General features: G+C 48.6%; 16 protein-coding genes. 14 read left to right on the top strand and 2 right to left on the bottom strand.

The genetic code is table 11. The annotated features are described in order from the left end of the window. Positions 1–12: 12 nt before the first annotated feature. Positions 13–369, top strand: coding sequence for a hypothetical protein (locus tag ACESLK_RS08470; RefSeq protein WP_373228825.1), 357 nt, complete (start codon positions 13–15; stop codon positions 367–369). Between the two features lie 20 nt (positions 370–389). Then, complete coding sequence (locus ACESLK_RS08465; RefSeq protein WP_373228823.1) at positions 390–1,850, top strand: aldehyde dehydrogenase family protein; 1,461 nt, start codon at positions 390–392, stop codon at positions 1,848–1,850. Positions 1,851–2,394: 544 nt separating this feature from the next. On the opposite strand, the gene ACESLK_RS08460 is transcribed toward ACESLK_RS08465, so the two are convergent. Together ACESLK_RS08460 and ACESLK_RS08455 are read right to left on the bottom strand one after the other, a co-directional pair. Further along, the gene (locus tag ACESLK_RS08460) at positions 2,395–2,664 is read right to left on the bottom strand and encodes a hypothetical protein (RefSeq protein ID WP_373228822.1); all 270 of its coding nucleotides are present in this window, start codon (positions 2,662–2,664) and stop codon (positions 2,395–2,397) included. A gap of 20 nt (positions 2,665–2,684) precedes the next feature. Then, complete coding sequence (locus tag ACESLK_RS08455) at positions 2,685–4,025, bottom strand: ammonium transporter (RefSeq protein WP_373228821.1); 1,341 nt, start codon at positions 4,023–4,025, stop codon at positions 2,685–2,687. Between the two features lie 224 nt (positions 4,026–4,249). Between ACESLK_RS08455 and ACESLK_RS08450 the strand changes: the two genes are divergently transcribed. The 12 genes from ACESLK_RS08450 to ACESLK_RS08395 all read left to right on the top strand — a co-directional run bounded on the left by ACESLK_RS08450 (position 4,250) and on the right by ACESLK_RS08395 (position 15,773). After that, complete coding sequence (locus ACESLK_RS08450) at positions 4,250–4,600, top strand: cupin domain-containing protein (protein ID WP_373228820.1); 351 nt, start codon at positions 4,250–4,252, stop codon at positions 4,598–4,600. 2 nt (positions 4,601–4,602) lie between these two features. Continuing rightward, positions 4,603–5,547, top strand: a complete 945-nt coding sequence (locus ACESLK_RS08445; protein WP_373228817.1) for a heme-dependent oxidative N-demethylase family protein — start codon at positions 4,603–4,605, stop codon at positions 5,545–5,547. A gap of 30 nt (positions 5,548–5,577) precedes the next feature. After that, positions 5,578–6,384, top strand: a complete 807-nt coding sequence (locus ACESLK_RS08440; protein WP_373228815.1) for a dimethylamine monooxygenase subunit DmmA family protein — start codon at positions 5,578–5,580, stop codon at positions 6,382–6,384. Between the two features lie 14 nt (positions 6,385–6,398). After that, on the top strand, positions 6,399–7,352 hold the full coding sequence (locus ACESLK_RS08435) for a PDR/VanB family oxidoreductase (RefSeq protein ID WP_373228814.1): 954 nt from the start codon (positions 6,399–6,401) through the stop codon (positions 7,350–7,352). 213 nt (positions 7,353–7,565) lie between these two features. After that, positions 7,566–8,342 carry an IclR family transcriptional regulator gene (locus tag ACESLK_RS08430; RefSeq protein WP_373228813.1) on the top strand — a complete coding sequence of 259 codons (777 nt, stop codon included), beginning with the start codon at positions 7,566–7,568 and terminating at the stop codon, positions 8,340–8,342. A 174-nt stretch (positions 8,343–8,516) separates the two neighbouring features. Beyond that, positions 8,517–9,200: a hypothetical protein gene (locus ACESLK_RS08425; protein WP_373228812.1), complete on the top strand. Its 684-nt coding sequence runs from the start codon at positions 8,517–8,519 to the stop codon at positions 9,198–9,200. Between the two features lie 623 nt (positions 9,201–9,823). Continuing rightward, positions 9,824–10,597 carry an ABC transporter ATP-binding protein gene (locus ACESLK_RS08420; protein ID WP_373228809.1) on the top strand — a complete coding sequence of 258 codons (774 nt, stop codon included), beginning with the start codon at positions 9,824–9,826 and terminating at the stop codon, positions 10,595–10,597. Then, on the top strand, positions 10,581–11,486 hold the full coding sequence (locus tag ACESLK_RS08415; RefSeq protein WP_373228808.1) for an ABC transporter permease: 906 nt from the start codon (positions 10,581–10,583) through the stop codon (positions 11,484–11,486). The genes ACESLK_RS08420 and ACESLK_RS08415 overlap by 17 nt, the downstream gene beginning before the upstream one ends. 60 nt (positions 11,487–11,546) lie before the next feature. Beyond that, on the top strand, positions 11,547–12,692 hold the full coding sequence (locus tag ACESLK_RS08410; protein WP_373228807.1) for an ABC transporter substrate-binding protein: 1,146 nt from the start codon (positions 11,547–11,549) through the stop codon (positions 12,690–12,692). Between the two features lie 24 nt (positions 12,693–12,716). Continuing rightward, the gene (locus tag ACESLK_RS08405; RefSeq protein WP_373228805.1) at positions 12,717–13,784 is read left to right on the top strand and encodes an LLM class flavin-dependent oxidoreductase; all 1,068 of its coding nucleotides are present in this window, start codon (positions 12,717–12,719) and stop codon (positions 13,782–13,784) included. Between the two features lie 18 nt (positions 13,785–13,802). Further along, complete coding sequence (locus tag ACESLK_RS08400) at positions 13,803–14,435, top strand: cysteine hydrolase family protein (RefSeq protein ID WP_373228804.1); 633 nt, start codon at positions 13,803–13,805, stop codon at positions 14,433–14,435. 15 nt (positions 14,436–14,450) lie between these two features. Further along, positions 14,451–15,773, top strand: a complete 1,323-nt coding sequence (locus ACESLK_RS08395) for a zinc-binding metallopeptidase family protein (RefSeq protein ID WP_373228803.1) — start codon at positions 14,451–14,453, stop codon at positions 15,771–15,773.

Raw genomic sequence — 15,773 nt, 5'->3', positions numbered from 1 at the left:
GGAGTGAGACCGATGCTGCACAGAATCCGGTATATGGGCAGGGAAACGAAATATTCAGCTTTGTCTGTGTTATCGCTTCTAGCCGTAATCGCTTTGCATCTTGTTCATTGGCTGTCAGCCCCCATGCTGATGGGGGCGGCCGCGGAAATGCACGCTCATCACCATGAAATGGGTGGAAGCGGCTCAAATCCAATGCAGTGGCTCATGTTGGCGCTATTTATCATCAATTTAATCAGTATGTATTTTGCTGTAAGGCAGCTCGCATTAGCGTGGAAAAAACGAAGAGACAGAACGCATCACACGTATATGTGCAGCGCAGTTTCAATCGGAGTTTTAAGTTTGGGAATCTATACCGCCTTCATTCTATGAATAATCATTCTGTTGAAAAAATGTACATTAACGGATATTGGGTACTCAGTTCCGACGGTCAAACGCGAACGGTACTGAATCCAGCGACAAGCGAAGTCATTGCAATCGTAACCGAGGGGTCGGCGGTAGAAGCGAAACAAGCGATTCGCGCGGCCCGGCACGCTTTCGACCGGGGAGGATGGCCGGAAACTCCGGCAAGGGAACGGGCGAATCTGCTGGGCAAGCTGGCCGACCGATTGGAAGAGCGGGCGGAGGAGTTCGCGCGACTGGAGACGCTTAACAACGGCAAGCCGTTGCGGGAAGCGCAGTACGACATCCAGGATGCAGTTAACCAACTCCGTTATTATGCGGGGCTTGCGACCAAGCCGCACGGACAAACCTACGAAGTTCCCGATTCCATTCAAGCGATGGTCGTCCGGGAGCCGGTCGGGGTCGTCGGGCAAATTATCCCGTGGAACTATCCGCTCGTTATGGCCACCCAGAAGATCGCGCCGGCTATGGCTGCAGGCTGTACGGTGATCATCAAGCCGGCCGAACAGACGCCGCTAACCTTAATCCGCCTATTCGAAATCATTGACGAGATCGGATTTCCACCCGGCGTTCTGAATTTGGTGCTCGGTGCTGGAGACCCGGTCGGCTCGGAATTGGCCGCCAACCCGCTCGTGGACAAAGTCGCTTTTACAGGCGGAACCGAGACCGGCATCAAGATCATGAAGTCCGCGGCTGAGACGATTAAGAAAGTTGGACTGGAGCTCGGGGGCAAATCTCCGAATATCGTATTTGCCGACGCGGATTTCGAGACGGCGGTTGATTATGCGCTGTTCGGGATATTCGCGAACCAAGGACAGGTGTGCTCAGCCGGCTCCCGTCTGCTGCTCGAAGCGTCTCTGTATGATCGCTTTGTTCCCGAACTGGTCCGAAGGGCCGGGCAAATCCGTATCGGTCCCGGATTGGACGCCGACACCGAGATGGGTCCGCTCATTTCCGAACGGCAAATGAACCGCGTGCTCGACTATATAGAGATCGGCCGGAAGGAAGGTGCTGCTCTGCTCTGCGGCGGAGAGCGGCTTACGGCCGGCGGGCTCGGCAGAGGTTATTTCGTGGCGCCGACGATTTTCACCGATACGAGACCGGATATGCGTATCGTACAGGAGGAAATATTCGGCCCTGTGCTGGTTATCCAGACTTTCCGAACGGAAGAGGAAGCTCTCGAGTTGGCTAACGGGACCAAGTATGGTCTCGCGGGTGCTGTATTCACGCAGAATGTGGCCAAGGCCCACCGCGTGATCCGCAAGCTTCGTGCCGGGATCACGTGGATCAATACGTATCATCCGACATTTAACGAAGCTCCGTGGGGCGGTTACAAGCAGAGCGGAAACGGCCGCGAGCTCGGCACCTTCGGGCTGGAGGAATATTTGGAAGTGAAGCAGATCAACATTAGCCTGGACGTGAAACCTTCGGGCTGGTTTTCAAACGGGTGACCTTGGTCCATCTTTGGAAAAAGCCTGAAATGCCGAATGTTTCGGCACTTCAGGCTTTTCTTATTGAACAATTAGAAACCTACTCATCTGATCGCACGCTACAAACGTTTATCGCCGTCCTGAGGACGGCGAAGCGGTTTACTTGAACTGTCAGGAAGTATACAACTTAGGAAACCTTTGATTTATCGCACATCTTAGCTGAAATACAAGGAATTGTTGGTTGATCAAGTTCAATCGAGTGGGAACTCTAGGCGATTTGGATCAATCCAAATTGTTGGACATTAGTGTGTTTTCTACCGCTAATTTCATCCAAAACCAGTTGTTGGTGCTAATTAATGGCAAAAGTACATTTAATTTGGTCTCTTAAAGCCCAAGACAGCCTGATGGTATCAGATTAGAGGCAGATTTAGAGCTAATCCTTAGAAAACGGTAAAATCTCATAGATTAGCGGTAGATATGCAACTAAATGTCAGCCACTTAGATCAAACGACCGCAACAGGCGGAGTGTAGCCGGTTTACATGTTACGTCAGAGTTCCCCGGGCTTCACTCCGCCTGTGCAACAGGTGCGTATATTTCTCCGCCGGTTCTCTCTGTCCGTCTGGCATTTTCAACGACATCCAACTTCTTTTGGAGCTCGGGGAACAACTTCAAGCTTTCTTCGAAGCAATGTTTTTCGTGACGGATCGTGTAGGCGATAAATCCAATAAACAACGCGACCGCTAAAATGAGGACAACCCATACCCCTAAAGAATTCGGACCGAACGTAAAATAGGCTTCTACACCTTCCCAGCTTTTGATCGGGCTTGTATTCATTTCGCATTCTCCTCTTTTAATTAAGATTTAACAGACTTTGGCCGCAGTGGCTGACCGAGACCGGACGGAATGCTTTCCGGTGTCGGCGGAATGCCTTCCGGATAAGGGGAGGCCGGCATTTCCACGATATCAAGGCCTAACACCTCGACCTCTGGCGGAATGCGCAGCGCATTCGCCTTCTTCAACACCCACGATACGGCATAACCGGGAACGATGCCGAGCAGCACCATGACTAGGGCGCCAACGACTTGACCAAGTAAAGAAATTTCGGGTCCCGAAACGTTCGGATAGCCTGATGCAAACAAACCTACAGCAATTACTCCCCATACTCCGACAAAGCCGTGCAGTGCAATCGCTCCAACCGGATCGTCGATTTTGCCGCGATCCAGAAGCTTCCCGATAAAGGGAGCAAGGAGGCCGCCAATCGCTCCAATCAGGAAGGCTAGCCCCGGGTGATACAAATCCAAGCCCGCTCCAACGGAAATGAACCCGGCCAAACCACCGGACATACTCCACATCGGATCGCTCTTCGAACTTAAATAGCAGCCGATAATCCCTCCTGCAAAGCCCATCAGCGCGTTGAAAGCGAAAGCGGAAAGCGTTGCCGGCGTCCCATAAATGGTCATCCAGTCGCTTCCGACATTGAATATTAGACAGCCGCCCAGAAATCCAAAGAATCCGATGTAGATCAGCATCAAGCCTAAAAACACATTCGGCAGGTTATGACCGGCAATCGTAATCGAACGCTGTTTAACATATTTACCGATCCTTGGCCCTAAGTTTATCAGGACACCCAATGCGAAAAATCCGGCAATCGTATGAACGACGCCTGAAGCGGCGACATCATGGTAGCCAAGCTTTGTCAGCATCCAGCCCTGACCGTGCCAGCCCCATGCAGCTCCCAAAATCCATATGAAGGAACCGAGCACCGTAGCCAAAATAAGAAATGCGCTCATACGAATCCGTTCAATGACTGCGCCGGATAGAATGGAGGCCGTTGTGGCGGCGAAGAGGGCAAAGGCGGCCCAGAAAACACCGCTTGCGTGATCCGCGAGGTTAGGTCCCATATTCGCGCTCCACGGCAGGGCGCCAAGTGCAAAGCCGTCGTTCAATCTTGGAATAAATCCGTCGGGGAAGGCGTTGTAAATCCACCAGCCTACGAAGAAGAAGGAGGGTATGACGACCGCAAGAGTTAATAAATTTTTCATCGCTGATGCCATAACATTCTTGACTCTTGAAATGCCCATCTCATAAAACAGAAATCCAGCATGAATGGCAAACATGAGTGCGACGCACCACCAGTAGAACACTTCTACATTCATTAATCCGTGCAGATCAAAAGACTTCTGTAGCTCCTCCATCCCATCCATCCTCTTCTGTGTAATGTATTCTACCGAGATACTAACATATAATTTCTATTCTATATATGTATTTCTCTCACATATCGGGAAAACCATTATTTTATTGCAGAAGTATTCGAAAATCCCGATATTCGGGAGGGTTAGGTTCCATCGTTGCTCTCCGCATGTAATGATGAAGTCATATTAAATAACATAAAACTGAAGTGCATGAGGAGGATTACACAATGGCGATGAAAGTAGTCAACAAAGCGATTACAATGGATTTTCCCTCAATGGGCGTTCCGGACACAAAGGCGTTTTTGGGAGATGTTCTCAGTTCGAGCAATCCTGAAAAAACAATTACGAGCGGATTTTTCCGTTTGGAGAAGTCCAAGCCTCTTGTGTACGCGTATACCTACGATGAAATGAAAATCATTGTAGAAGGTGAAATGTCGATTTCGGATGAAACGGGGAATACCGTCAAAGTAGTGCCGGGCGACGTGCTCTTCTTTGAAAAAGGCAGTCAAATTACGTTCGACACTCCGGATTACGGGATCGGGTTTTTCTGTGGATTGCGTAAAGTAGGAGAAGCTTGATCATGGGAATCGAGTCGGCCCCCCTGCTGGAACGCTTTCCGTTTCCTTTTCAAGGTGACTCATACCGCTATTCTAATAACTCAACGGCTTTGGTTCCGCCAGTCTGTACGGATATTACACCCGAATATTATGAAGAAATCGAGGAGAAACGAAGGCTGCTCGAGCTCTATCCGGAACGCACGTTTCAGGCACTGCCGCACACGATGGAGGCCCAATGGGAAATCATGGCCATGCTGATGAACGAACTGGCAATGGTTCACAGCAATTATTTTACTCTGGACAAAACAGGGAATCGATGGACATTTTACAACCGATTGTTAGACGAAGAATGTACATTTGTATTCGGCGATTGTTCTACCCTTCCATATGAACCGCTTAAGTTCATCGGCCGCCATGTTCAGGAGGATTTAATCTATCTACAGCAAAGAGACGGAGATCTATATATGGATGCGGGTCAGTTGTGCTTTCCGGCTAATTGGTCGCTTGCTTTCGATCTTGGCATGACGTATTTGCAGTTCCATTCGCCGGTACCCATTTACTCGGACAGCGGGCTCGCCGAGAAGGTTCGCGGGTTTCTGCTGCGCATGGAAGCCGGCAAGCCTTGGACGCGGCTGAACTGGACCCTTAACGTAGGGCCGAGATTGGATACGTCGACTGAAGCTTTCGATGAGTGGGGTGCTGGTAAGTTTGGGTTAAATTTGGACAATGTAGGCCAGATCATGCATTTTCGCACCGAAGATCAGCGGCTGTTCCGAATACCCGGGAGCAACGGAATTTTATTCAGCATTCATACGCATCTGCTGCCGTTTAATCAGTTGATTGACAACAAGGTTTGGGCGAACCGCTTTTGTAAGGTGTTGGAGGATCTACCGGATCCGATAGCCGAATATAAAGGATTTATTTCCTATAAGCCCTTATTGATCGAATATTTGAGACGGTATAGTTGACAAGACCCGGCGGCGATGGGGGGAGTGGGATTGGAAGAAATAAAATGCGAGATATTGCAGGGTGAGGTTCTATCTAAATCTTATGGGGTGTTCACCGCCGAGGTTCTGGAAGGAAGTATCTCTTCCGTGGCCGGAATGATAATGACTGGCTTCCGGATGAATGATAAACGGTTTAATTTGCCGGTATCTTTCTTCAAGTGGGATGCAGGCCTCGCGGAACAAATAAAACTCTACTTCGATTTGCGATTAACTTCTGAAGGCGACAGGCAAATCATTGCGAATACGAAATTCGGCACAATTCGTATGCAGGCGCCTGATAGGGCCGTATCGCTGCATGGAAACAAACACCTTCTGTTTATCGATAGCTCCGGCATTCTGCAGGCTTTCCCTGTCTTGCTGGCGCTGGCCGAATTAGGGGGACAGTTGCAGCTTTACAGCATGAATCAAAGCGATAATACGGCATCTGAAGCGTTAAGGGCTTATGCCAAGCGTATGGATATTTCGCTTCAAACGATACGCGGGGACTGGGAGAAAAAAGTGGCCCGAATCGCAGAGTCTCAAACCGTAGGAACCCGGATTATGACCTTCTGTGATTGGTCTATTTACAAGCGCGTGAAGCGGATCGCCCGTCAAGCGGGGTACTCGAATGAAGAGATTCAAGGATATGGTTTTGGAGAGAAGGAAGAGAGCGTCTTTTGTGCCCGCTGCTACAGAATGCAGCTGAAGCCGAATGAGAGTGAAATGACCTGCGTGCAATGCGGAGCCGCGCTTATCGTCTCCGATCATTATTCTCCAAGACTTGAGGCGTTCATAGGTTATATCCATGTCACTGGGTAAGGAGTGTTGTTTTCGTGTTTAACTCCAAAATCAAAGTAAGGATTGCTGAAGTGGCGGAAGAGACGCCGCTCGTGAAAAGCTTCAAGCTTGTTCCGATCGAGAGGGAGCTCCCGCGTTTTTCGGCAGGCGCGCATATTACGACTTATTTGCCAACTAACAATCAATGGCTTGAACGGCATTATTCTCTCGCAGGCAAGCCTAGAAATACGGACTCATATTTGATCGCTGTAAGACTAAGCGAAGCTTCAAGAGGGGGATCGGAATTTTGGCATGCCAAAGTGAAGGTCGGAGACGAGATAGAAATCAGCCATCCCAAAAATCATTTACCTTTAAGTTTTGAAGCGAAGCATCACATTTTTATTGCGGCCGGTATTGGCATTACCCCATTCATGGCTATGATGGCCGAAATGAAAGCGGCCGGCAAATCATTCGAGCTTCATTATGCGGCTGCTTCAATCGAGTATTGTCCGTTTTATTCCTTTATTCAATCCCATTACGGCAAGCGGGCGCATTTTTACTTCTCCAGTGATCGTCAAAGAATGTCAACGCTGCTCATGTGGAATCAACCGATAGGATCGCATGTTTATTTATGCGGCCCGGAAGGAATGATTGATCAATTTAAGAATTCGGCTCAAAGCTATGGGTACCCGGACGCGAGCATTCACTTCGAGCTCTTTACACCTCCGAATCTGGGTCCGTCTCATCCGTTCAACGTTATGCTAACGAAAAGCAAGGTGTCGATTCAAGTGCCTGAGGATCGCAGTCTGCTTGACGTTTTATTGGAAAGAGGGATTGAAGCTCCGTATTCTTGCCGAATAGGCGGTTGCGGGAGCTGTGAGGTGGAAGTGGAGGAAGGGGAAGTGGATCATCGAGACTTCTTCCTTACCGACCAGGACAAGAAAAATCGAAATGTCATGATGACTTGTGTATCCAGAGCGAAATCCAAACAAGTTTCGATTGATTTGTGAATTTATTCCCGTATTAGTTCGTGTTAAATATTATTACATATCATGTAGCTCTATTATGAAATAAAGGCAGACAATCACCCGAATGGATGATCATTTGAGGGATTTTTCGTTTGTGCAACGAATATTTTCTCACTATTCGGGAAAATCAACTTGTTGAGAAGAAAAAACATGTTATATTTATGTTAAAAAAGCTACAATAATGAGGTGGATCACATGTGCGGTGTCATATCGAAGGCTGTCCATATATTGGATATTCTTGTCCCTCAAGGAAGTGAGAAGGAGATGAGTGTCACCGAAATCAGCAGAGAGCTTGATATGCCTGTCCAAAGTGCCCATCGGATTTTAAGTTCATTGTCAAAGCATGGATTCGTTGCTCAAAATAATAAGAATAAAAAGTATAAGCTCGGTTTGTCGGTTATGAAGTACGGTTTCTTGATGTGGGACAGTCTCATGCTTCGTTCCGTCTCAAAGCCATTCATGGAGGAGCTTTCCCAAAAAACAAACGAAACTGTTTTTTTAGCCACGAGGGAAAACGAGGAAGGGGTGTATATCGATTGTATCGACTCTCCTCAAATTCTTAAAATATCGGAACCGATAGGCCTGAGGCTGCCGCTGTTCGTTGGAGCTTCTAACCGCGTCATTTTGGCATTTCTGCCTCAAAAAGAACGAGATAAAATATTATCGAACGTGGATTGGACTTCCATTCCTTCACTGAAGCCGCTGACGCGCGAATATATAGAGGGCGAAATTAAAAGCATTCGCGAACGGGGCTACGCCATGACATCCGGAGAAGCGACCGATGGAACAACGGGGATCGGGGCGCCGGTATTCTCTTATGAAAACACGGTTATCGGTTCAATCAACTGTGCAGGTCCTTCGTTCCGGTTTACCCCTCAAAATATCGATAAATACAGCTTTTATGTCAAAAAATATGCCGAGCTCATTTCGAAAGAGCTTGGCTATCGAAATCATTTCCGACTTAAAAGTTAAGCCGGATTTTGTGGTTATCCATTTTCCTGTTGCGCTCTCTGACATTATTGTGGCACACTATCGATATCACGCAATAACCGAGTGGCAAAGAATGCCCCGCTTCCTTTCTAAATCAGAAAGGAGTCGGGGTTTTGTGTTTTTTAAAACAAATATGGAGAGGCGAGTGATCAGGCAATGGGTTTTGAGATCGAACACGATAAATGGATAGGTGGTCATCTTAAGCGAAGGAGAGGGGAACGTCTAGATGCTCTGAAACGCGGCCATGGGTTCGGTAATCGACTATTCGTTGAACAAATTTGGTGGCAGCTTGTCGGGCATTTCCATGGATTGCATCCTGAATATGAAGTGAAGGACTGGCGAGGGAGATCCTACTTTGTCGATTTTATGTGGATTGTTGGAGCTGTACGTATTGTATTTGAGATCATGGACTTTGGCTCTCACGGCACGGATCGAACCAAGTATCGGATGGATTTGAACCGGGGACTTTTTCTTCAAGCTCAAGACTGTACGGTCTTCTACATCTCTTTGGATGAGTTAAAAGAGAACCCCTCGTTTATTCTCTCCGCATTGCGGAACATCTTGTTCCCTTATCTGTCTGCTGAGAGTGGAACCAAAAGAATGGTGGAGAAACGCTATTCAAAGATTGAACGAGACTTGATGCGAGCGGCCATTCGCCATAATCGAGCCATTCGCCCATCCGAGGCTGCAAGGGAGTTGGAACTGCATATTATGACTGTCATCAAGTACTGCCGGATGCTGGTCGATAAAGGGAAATTTCGGGCTGTGGCCAGCGGAGTGTCCCGGCGAGTCAACTACTATGAATATGTGGGTTCTATCCAAAGTCCGGATTTGGTTTGAGTACTGTTTCTGTTTCGATGCTTGGAATTATATATGAAAAATCATATAGAAAATTCCCTGGGCTGGCTAAGGTGAAAAATCTATGTGAAAAATCGTATATAATTTGTCTTTTTGCATGAATCCCGCCAATTATGTTCGAAAAATCGTATATATCAACGGACAGTTCAACGGACGGTTCAACGGACAGTTCGACGGACAGTTAAATGGATTTACTTCTTACTCTCCCACGAACTTCCCTCCTCGGCCCAAACAGCAAAAAGGACACAACCAGTTTCTCGGTCGTGCCCTTTTTTGTGCTTCCGTTAAATTGGACTTCGAGGGCTTAGTTTCCTATTATTACCGTTTGGCATGAGTTGTGTTAAGTATCATAACAAATATACAGCACAATTGTTCAATACCTTACATAAACGCTCTCGAATTACACCCTCTTTTGACTGTTTTATTAAATTATTTATTTCTGTGTAATATAAGTTGACACCTAAGAACGACGCGTGCTAAAATTCGATCAAAGATAGTTAATTAAACAGTTAATAATATTTAACTAACTGTTTAATAGTCTGATTAAAACCGTGCAGTTGCAACACAGGCGGTTCTTAAAAAACCAACAAAAGTGGTGATGCTGATTGCCAGACATCAAGGTAGAAAAAGTATTCAAACGCTTTGTACGACGTGAACAGATGACGGATGCGTTGCGTGACGTAAACCTAGAGTTTAAGCAAGGAACTTTCGTTAGCCTGATCGGCCCAAGCGGCTGTGGCAAATCAACGCTGCTTCGGATTATTGGTGGCTTAATAGAAGCTTCGGAAGGAACGGTTTCGGTTGGCGGACAAACGCCGCAGCAGGCGCAAGCCGATAAGCAATTCGGCTTCGTACCGCAATCGCCCGCTTTATTTCCTTGGAGGACCGTGCTGGAAAATATGAACCTGCCATTTGAGGTTAACCGCAAGGCCGGCATAAACCTTAGTGATCGGGAAGATCCGGTGGAGCTGCTTAGGTCAGTTGGTCTTGGCGACTTCGTTAATGCTTATGGGAAGGAATTGTCGGGCGGCATGCAGCAGCGTGTCGGTATTGCGAGAGCCTTCGGCTCCGGCGCTCCAATACTGCTCATGGACGAGCCATTCTCCGCATTAGATGAAATTACGCGTGAGATGATCGGTTATCAGCTGCTGAAAATTTGGGAAACACATCAGAAGACCGTTATATTCGTAACGCACAGCTTGCGTGAAGCCGTGCTGCTATCGGACAAAGTCGTTGTCATGTCGAGCCGGCCAGGACGCATATCGCAAGTTATTGATATTCATTTGCCTCGTCCGCGTACTCCCGACATTGAAGACAGTGACGAGTTTCATCATTACGTTAGTTTAATTAGAGGGCAATTACGTGAAAGGTGGGGATGAGCATATGATGCGCCAGACGATATTGGAAAGCGATAATGAAGCTGCCATGGCAACAGCTGTTGAAACCGTGAAGTTAATAAACCCGGTTCAATCAGCCGGTCCCAGAGGAAGGGGATTCAAGACTTGGTTCGCGAAATTATCCTTTTTCCCGCCGTTGCTTGCCTTTATTGGGCTGTTCCTCCTATGGGAGCTAGGCGTTCGACTGTTCAACGTTAACCCGTTGGTGCTGCCGACTCCTTCCTCCGTACTTGTGGAGCTAGTCAGTGAGTTCACATTCTACCTGCCGCACGCATGGGTAACGATGTATGAAGCAGTCATCGGATTTCTCATGGGCACACTAATTGCTATTATTGGCGGCATACTCATGGCTCATTCGCGGCTGCTGGAGCGCACACTGCTCCCGATCGCAATTCTGGCCAACGTTACCCCGGTAGTTGCGATTGCACCTCTATTAATGATTTGGTTCGGTTTTGGGGCTTTGCCCAAAATATTGATTTCCGCAATCATTACCTTCTTCCCCATGCTAGTGAACTCCATTACTGGATTCCGCTCCATCGACGAAAACAACTATGAATTTATGAGATCCCTTCATGCAAGCAAGCTCGAAATTTTCATGAAGCTTCGACTTCCGAACAGTCTGCCATACTTATTCTCTGCAGCCAGAACTTGCGTCAGCCTCAGCGTTATCGGTGCGGTTGTAGGCGAGTGGAGCGGAGCGACAGAGGGCCTTGGCAATCTGGTTATGCTAGCCGGCAACTACATGCAAATGGAGCGAATGTTTGCAGCCATCTTGATGCTGGCGATTATGGGGATCGCGCTGACGAATCTGGTTCGCTTGGTAGAAGGCAAAGTGCTCTCTTGGCATGTGTCTGAGCAGCGCAACGGCTAACTGAGCCGTTATCCCCGTTGTTTTCGAACAAAAAATAGATAGATGGGTGGAGGATGTACGATGATAACGAAAAAAACGAAGTCGTGGGTAGTATCCGTATTGTTGATGGGATGTTTAATGGTGGTAGCAGCGGGTTGCGGTAATAAAGCAGATCCGGCTGAAAGTAATAACGCAGCAGCGAAAGCAACCGCAAATGCAAACGCAAATACGCCTGCAGCATCGGAGTCGGGTACAGATTGGGCCGCACGTAAAGCGGAGAATGAAAAAGCGGGTAAAATTACGTATATCACCGGTTACTACTACGCGGCATCGGCGCCAGATATTGAAGCTGTTATGGCCGATGAACTGGGCTACTTCAAAGAGCTTGGATTAAATGTTGAAATTCAACCGGGACTTGATTCCGAAGGGATGAAGTTTCTAGCGGCAGGGCAAGCGCAAATAGCTAGTGCAGGTACACCTAGCTTAGTTATTCAATCCGTAGCAAACGGCGCAGACATTAGAGGGATTGCTACATTCAGCGCATCCGGTATTGGCGCAATTATGGTGATGGATGATTCACCAATCAAAGAGCCGAAAGATTTGGAAGGTAAAACGCTAGGTTACCACGGAGCGCTTCCTGCCAACTATGAAGCCATGTTCACGAATTCCGGCGTTGATGTGACGAAGATTAAAGGTGTTTCCGTCGGCTATGACCCAACTATTCTTAGCTCTGGTAAAGTAGACGCCTTGACGGTATACAAATCCAATGAGCCTTATATTATGGAGAAAATAGGACATAAAGTGCGCCTGATCGATCCAGGCCAATACGGTGCTGATACTTCATTTGGCGTTATTGCAGCAAACAGCGCTTTCGCGGAAAAACATCCTGAGGCGGTTAAAGATTTCCTTCGCGCCGTATCCAAAGCACATGAATATGCGTTGGCGAATCCGGATGAAGCGTTGAAAGTGTTGGAGAAACGTTCCCAATCTACTTATGACATTCAAGCTGAAACGAACCGTTGGTCCGTTGAAAGCAAAATTCTCACAGGCGCTAAAGTAGAAGGCCATGGCGTAGCTTGGCAAACAAGCGATCAATGGCAACGTGAGATTTCGATGCTGTTCGCTTCCAAAGTCATCAAGAAAACGCTCGAGGTTAACGATGTCATGGATAACCGTTTTATCGACTCCATCTATGATGGAGAGAAACTGATCTGGCCTCAATCCTAAATTAAATCATTGGAGTGAATAACTATGTCTACTATCGATTATAACAACGTTGATTTCGGTGTCTTTCTTCCGGTTACAAACGGCGGTTGGATTATTTCCGAGACATCACCAAGGATAGACGGAAGCTACCAACAGAATAGAACGGCAGCTATTATCGCTGAAGATACCGGCCTTGATTTCATTATGTCGATGGCCAAGTGGCGTGGATACGGCGGTACGACGAACCACTGGGGAACTTCGCTTGAGTCGATGACGCTGATGGCTGGCCTGGCGGAAGCAACCTCCCGCGTAAAAATCTATGCGACAGTACACACACTGCTGTACAATCCGGCAGTTGCAGCCAAAATGTTCGCGACGCTTGACCAAATCAGTAACGGCCGTGTCGGCATGAACGTCGTATCGGGCTCCTTCGCGAATGAATTTTCGCAAATGGACATGTGGCCTGACCATTTGGATCATGACCAACGCTATGATCTGGCGAAGGAATGGATTCAAACGGTGAAGAAGCTGTGGTCAGAAGATTCCGTAACCCATGAAGGCGAATACTTCAAGATGAACGATTGCATGTCCTATCCGAAGCCGCTGCAAAGTCCGCGTCCGGAAATCATCTGTGCCGGACAATCCGAGAAGGGGATGGGCTTTACGATTGATGAGGCCGACGCTTGCTTCATCGGAGGCCGTGACCTTGAGGAGCTGGCAGAAGTTAGCCGTCGTGCGAAAAGAATGGCAGCAGAACGGAACAAAACAGTTAAAACGTATGCCATGTTCTCGATCATTCCTGCAGTTACGGATGAGCTGGCTGAAGAGCGTATGCGTGTCTATCAGGAAGGAGCCGACTTCGGCGCTATCAAAGGCATGCTGAGAAGTTATGGCCTTGAGCCGGACGGTCGCGAGAACTCGATGGTTGCACGGGCGAAGAGTGCGTTTATGTGTGAAACGATTTCCGGAAGCCTCGAAACCATCGTCACACGGATCAAACACATTATTGAAGTGACGGGCATTGACGGCATGATGCTGACTTTTCCTGATTATGTAGACGACTTGCGCTTCTTCGGTGAAAAGGTGCTTCCTGCTCTTAGGGCATCCCATTAAGAGAGGGTCGGAACGACTATGATGAATCTGAGAGTGGATGTGCCCAAGCAGCAAACGGCCTTATTGATCGTTGATGTGCAGAATGATTTTTGCGCTGGAAACGGCAAAATGGCGGGATTCGGCATGGATATGACGGACGTGGACAAAGCGGTCGACCGGATTGAACATCTGGCCGCAGCGGCCCGTCAGACCGCCGTTCCTGTCATCTTCATCCGGCTGCTCACTGCTCCGGAGACCGATTCCAAAGCGATGCTCTCCTGGTACGCCAGGCAGGGAATCGATGCGTCAAGCGCGGCGGTATGCCGCGCAGGCACCTTCGGCGCAGAGGATTACCGTCTCCGTCTAGAGCCAGGGGATTATACAATCGGCAAGCAGCGCTACAGCGCTTTTGTCGGAACGAATATCGAGCTTATGTTAAATCGTTTGGGAGTTACTTCGTTGATTGTAACGGGAGTGACGACAGAATGCTGTGTCGAGTCGACGGTTCGCGACGGCTTCATGCGCGATTACGAAATGTTCGTCGTATCGGATGCATGCGCAGCTTATGAACCAGAGCTTCATGAAATTTCGTTGAAGCTGATGGCGTTGAATTTTGCAACGGTCGTTTCGGCTGATGATATACTTGCTAGCTGGAGCTCTTCGCAAAAATAAGGATGGTGAATGACGATGAGTAGGGTACCGGAAAGCATTGAGGGAATCTCCAGAACGGAGCTGCGCGAAGCTGCAGAGGCGATACGCGAAGCGGTGGACCGCGCGGAGCTGACTCATCTTATATTGGAGCTGGGCAATATTCGAAGCCTTGCAGGCTATGAGAAAGATGCAGGCAATTACGTCTATGAATGGATGAAACGTGAAGGACTTGTGCCGAAACGCGTGGGAATGATCGAGGATCGCTTCAGCGTTATTGGACGTCTCGGCGGCCAAGACACGAGCGCAGGACGCAATCTGCTGTTCACAAGTCATCTGGATACGGAGTCGCCGCAGTATAATTGGCGAGACAGCTGGAAGCATCGTCCGGGCTCTGTTGAACGACCGGAGTGGCTGGAAGCGCGTCTTACAGACGGCGTATTCTCCGGACGTCCCGTTGAGAACGATCGGGGACCGATGTCCTGTACGTTGATTGCCGCGAAGGCGCTCAAGAAAGCCGGTCTTTCGCTCTCCGGTCATCTTTATGTGACGGCTAGCCCGGGCGAGATTGGTCCAGAGCATGTGGAGGAATTTCAAGGCCCGACGTTTCATGGCAAAGAAATTGGGGCGCATTATATGATGACGCATGGCGGCGTAGCGCCGGATTTTGCTATCGCTGCAGAGGGAACGGATTTCGGCATTACTTGGATGTCCTGCGGACATGCCAGTTACCGCATCGATATTTATGGCGAGGACGTGTTTACTCCAGTACTGGAACATCCGCCTTTGCTGAAAGATCACCCGAGTCCGCTTGTGACTGTCGCGATCATGATCGCTGCGTTGCAGCGTTGGGCGGTGGAATATGAGCAGGTCAATACGTACCGATCACATGCTGGAACAGCTGTTCCAAAGGTGCAAATCAGCGCGATTCGCGGCGGTGATCCGCATATGATGGGCAGCGGCAGTGAGGTGTGCGCCATTTATCTGGAGGTTAATTTGACGCCTAAGCAGTCGATAGCCGATGTGCAGCGGCAGCTGGAAGCATTAATGAAAGCGGAAGGGCTTGAAGGACGAATCGAACCGATCGTCTACAGACAAGGCTTTGAAGCGGATAAGGATAAAATACGGGCACTCTATGAATCTATTCATTTAGCCAGCCATGCAACAGGCCGCGGAGAAACCGGACTTAGCCATCCGATCTATTCCAGCATGTGGCGTGATCATAATGTGTTCAATATGTTTAATATTCCTTCGGCCACTTACGGACCGGCCCGGTTCCAGCCGACGGTGGACGATATGGTTGACGCAGCTATCGTATACGCCTTAACCGCTTGGCAAATTTGCAACAGCCCGAAAGGGTAA

The sequence above is a fragment of the Cohnella sp. genome (assembly GCF_041640265.1).
In the GTDB taxonomy this organism is placed as follows: Bacteria; Bacillota; Bacilli; order Paenibacillales; family Paenibacillaceae; genus Cohnella.
Note: the sequence above shows the minus strand (reverse complement) of the source record. Positions and strands in the feature narration are given on the sequence as shown.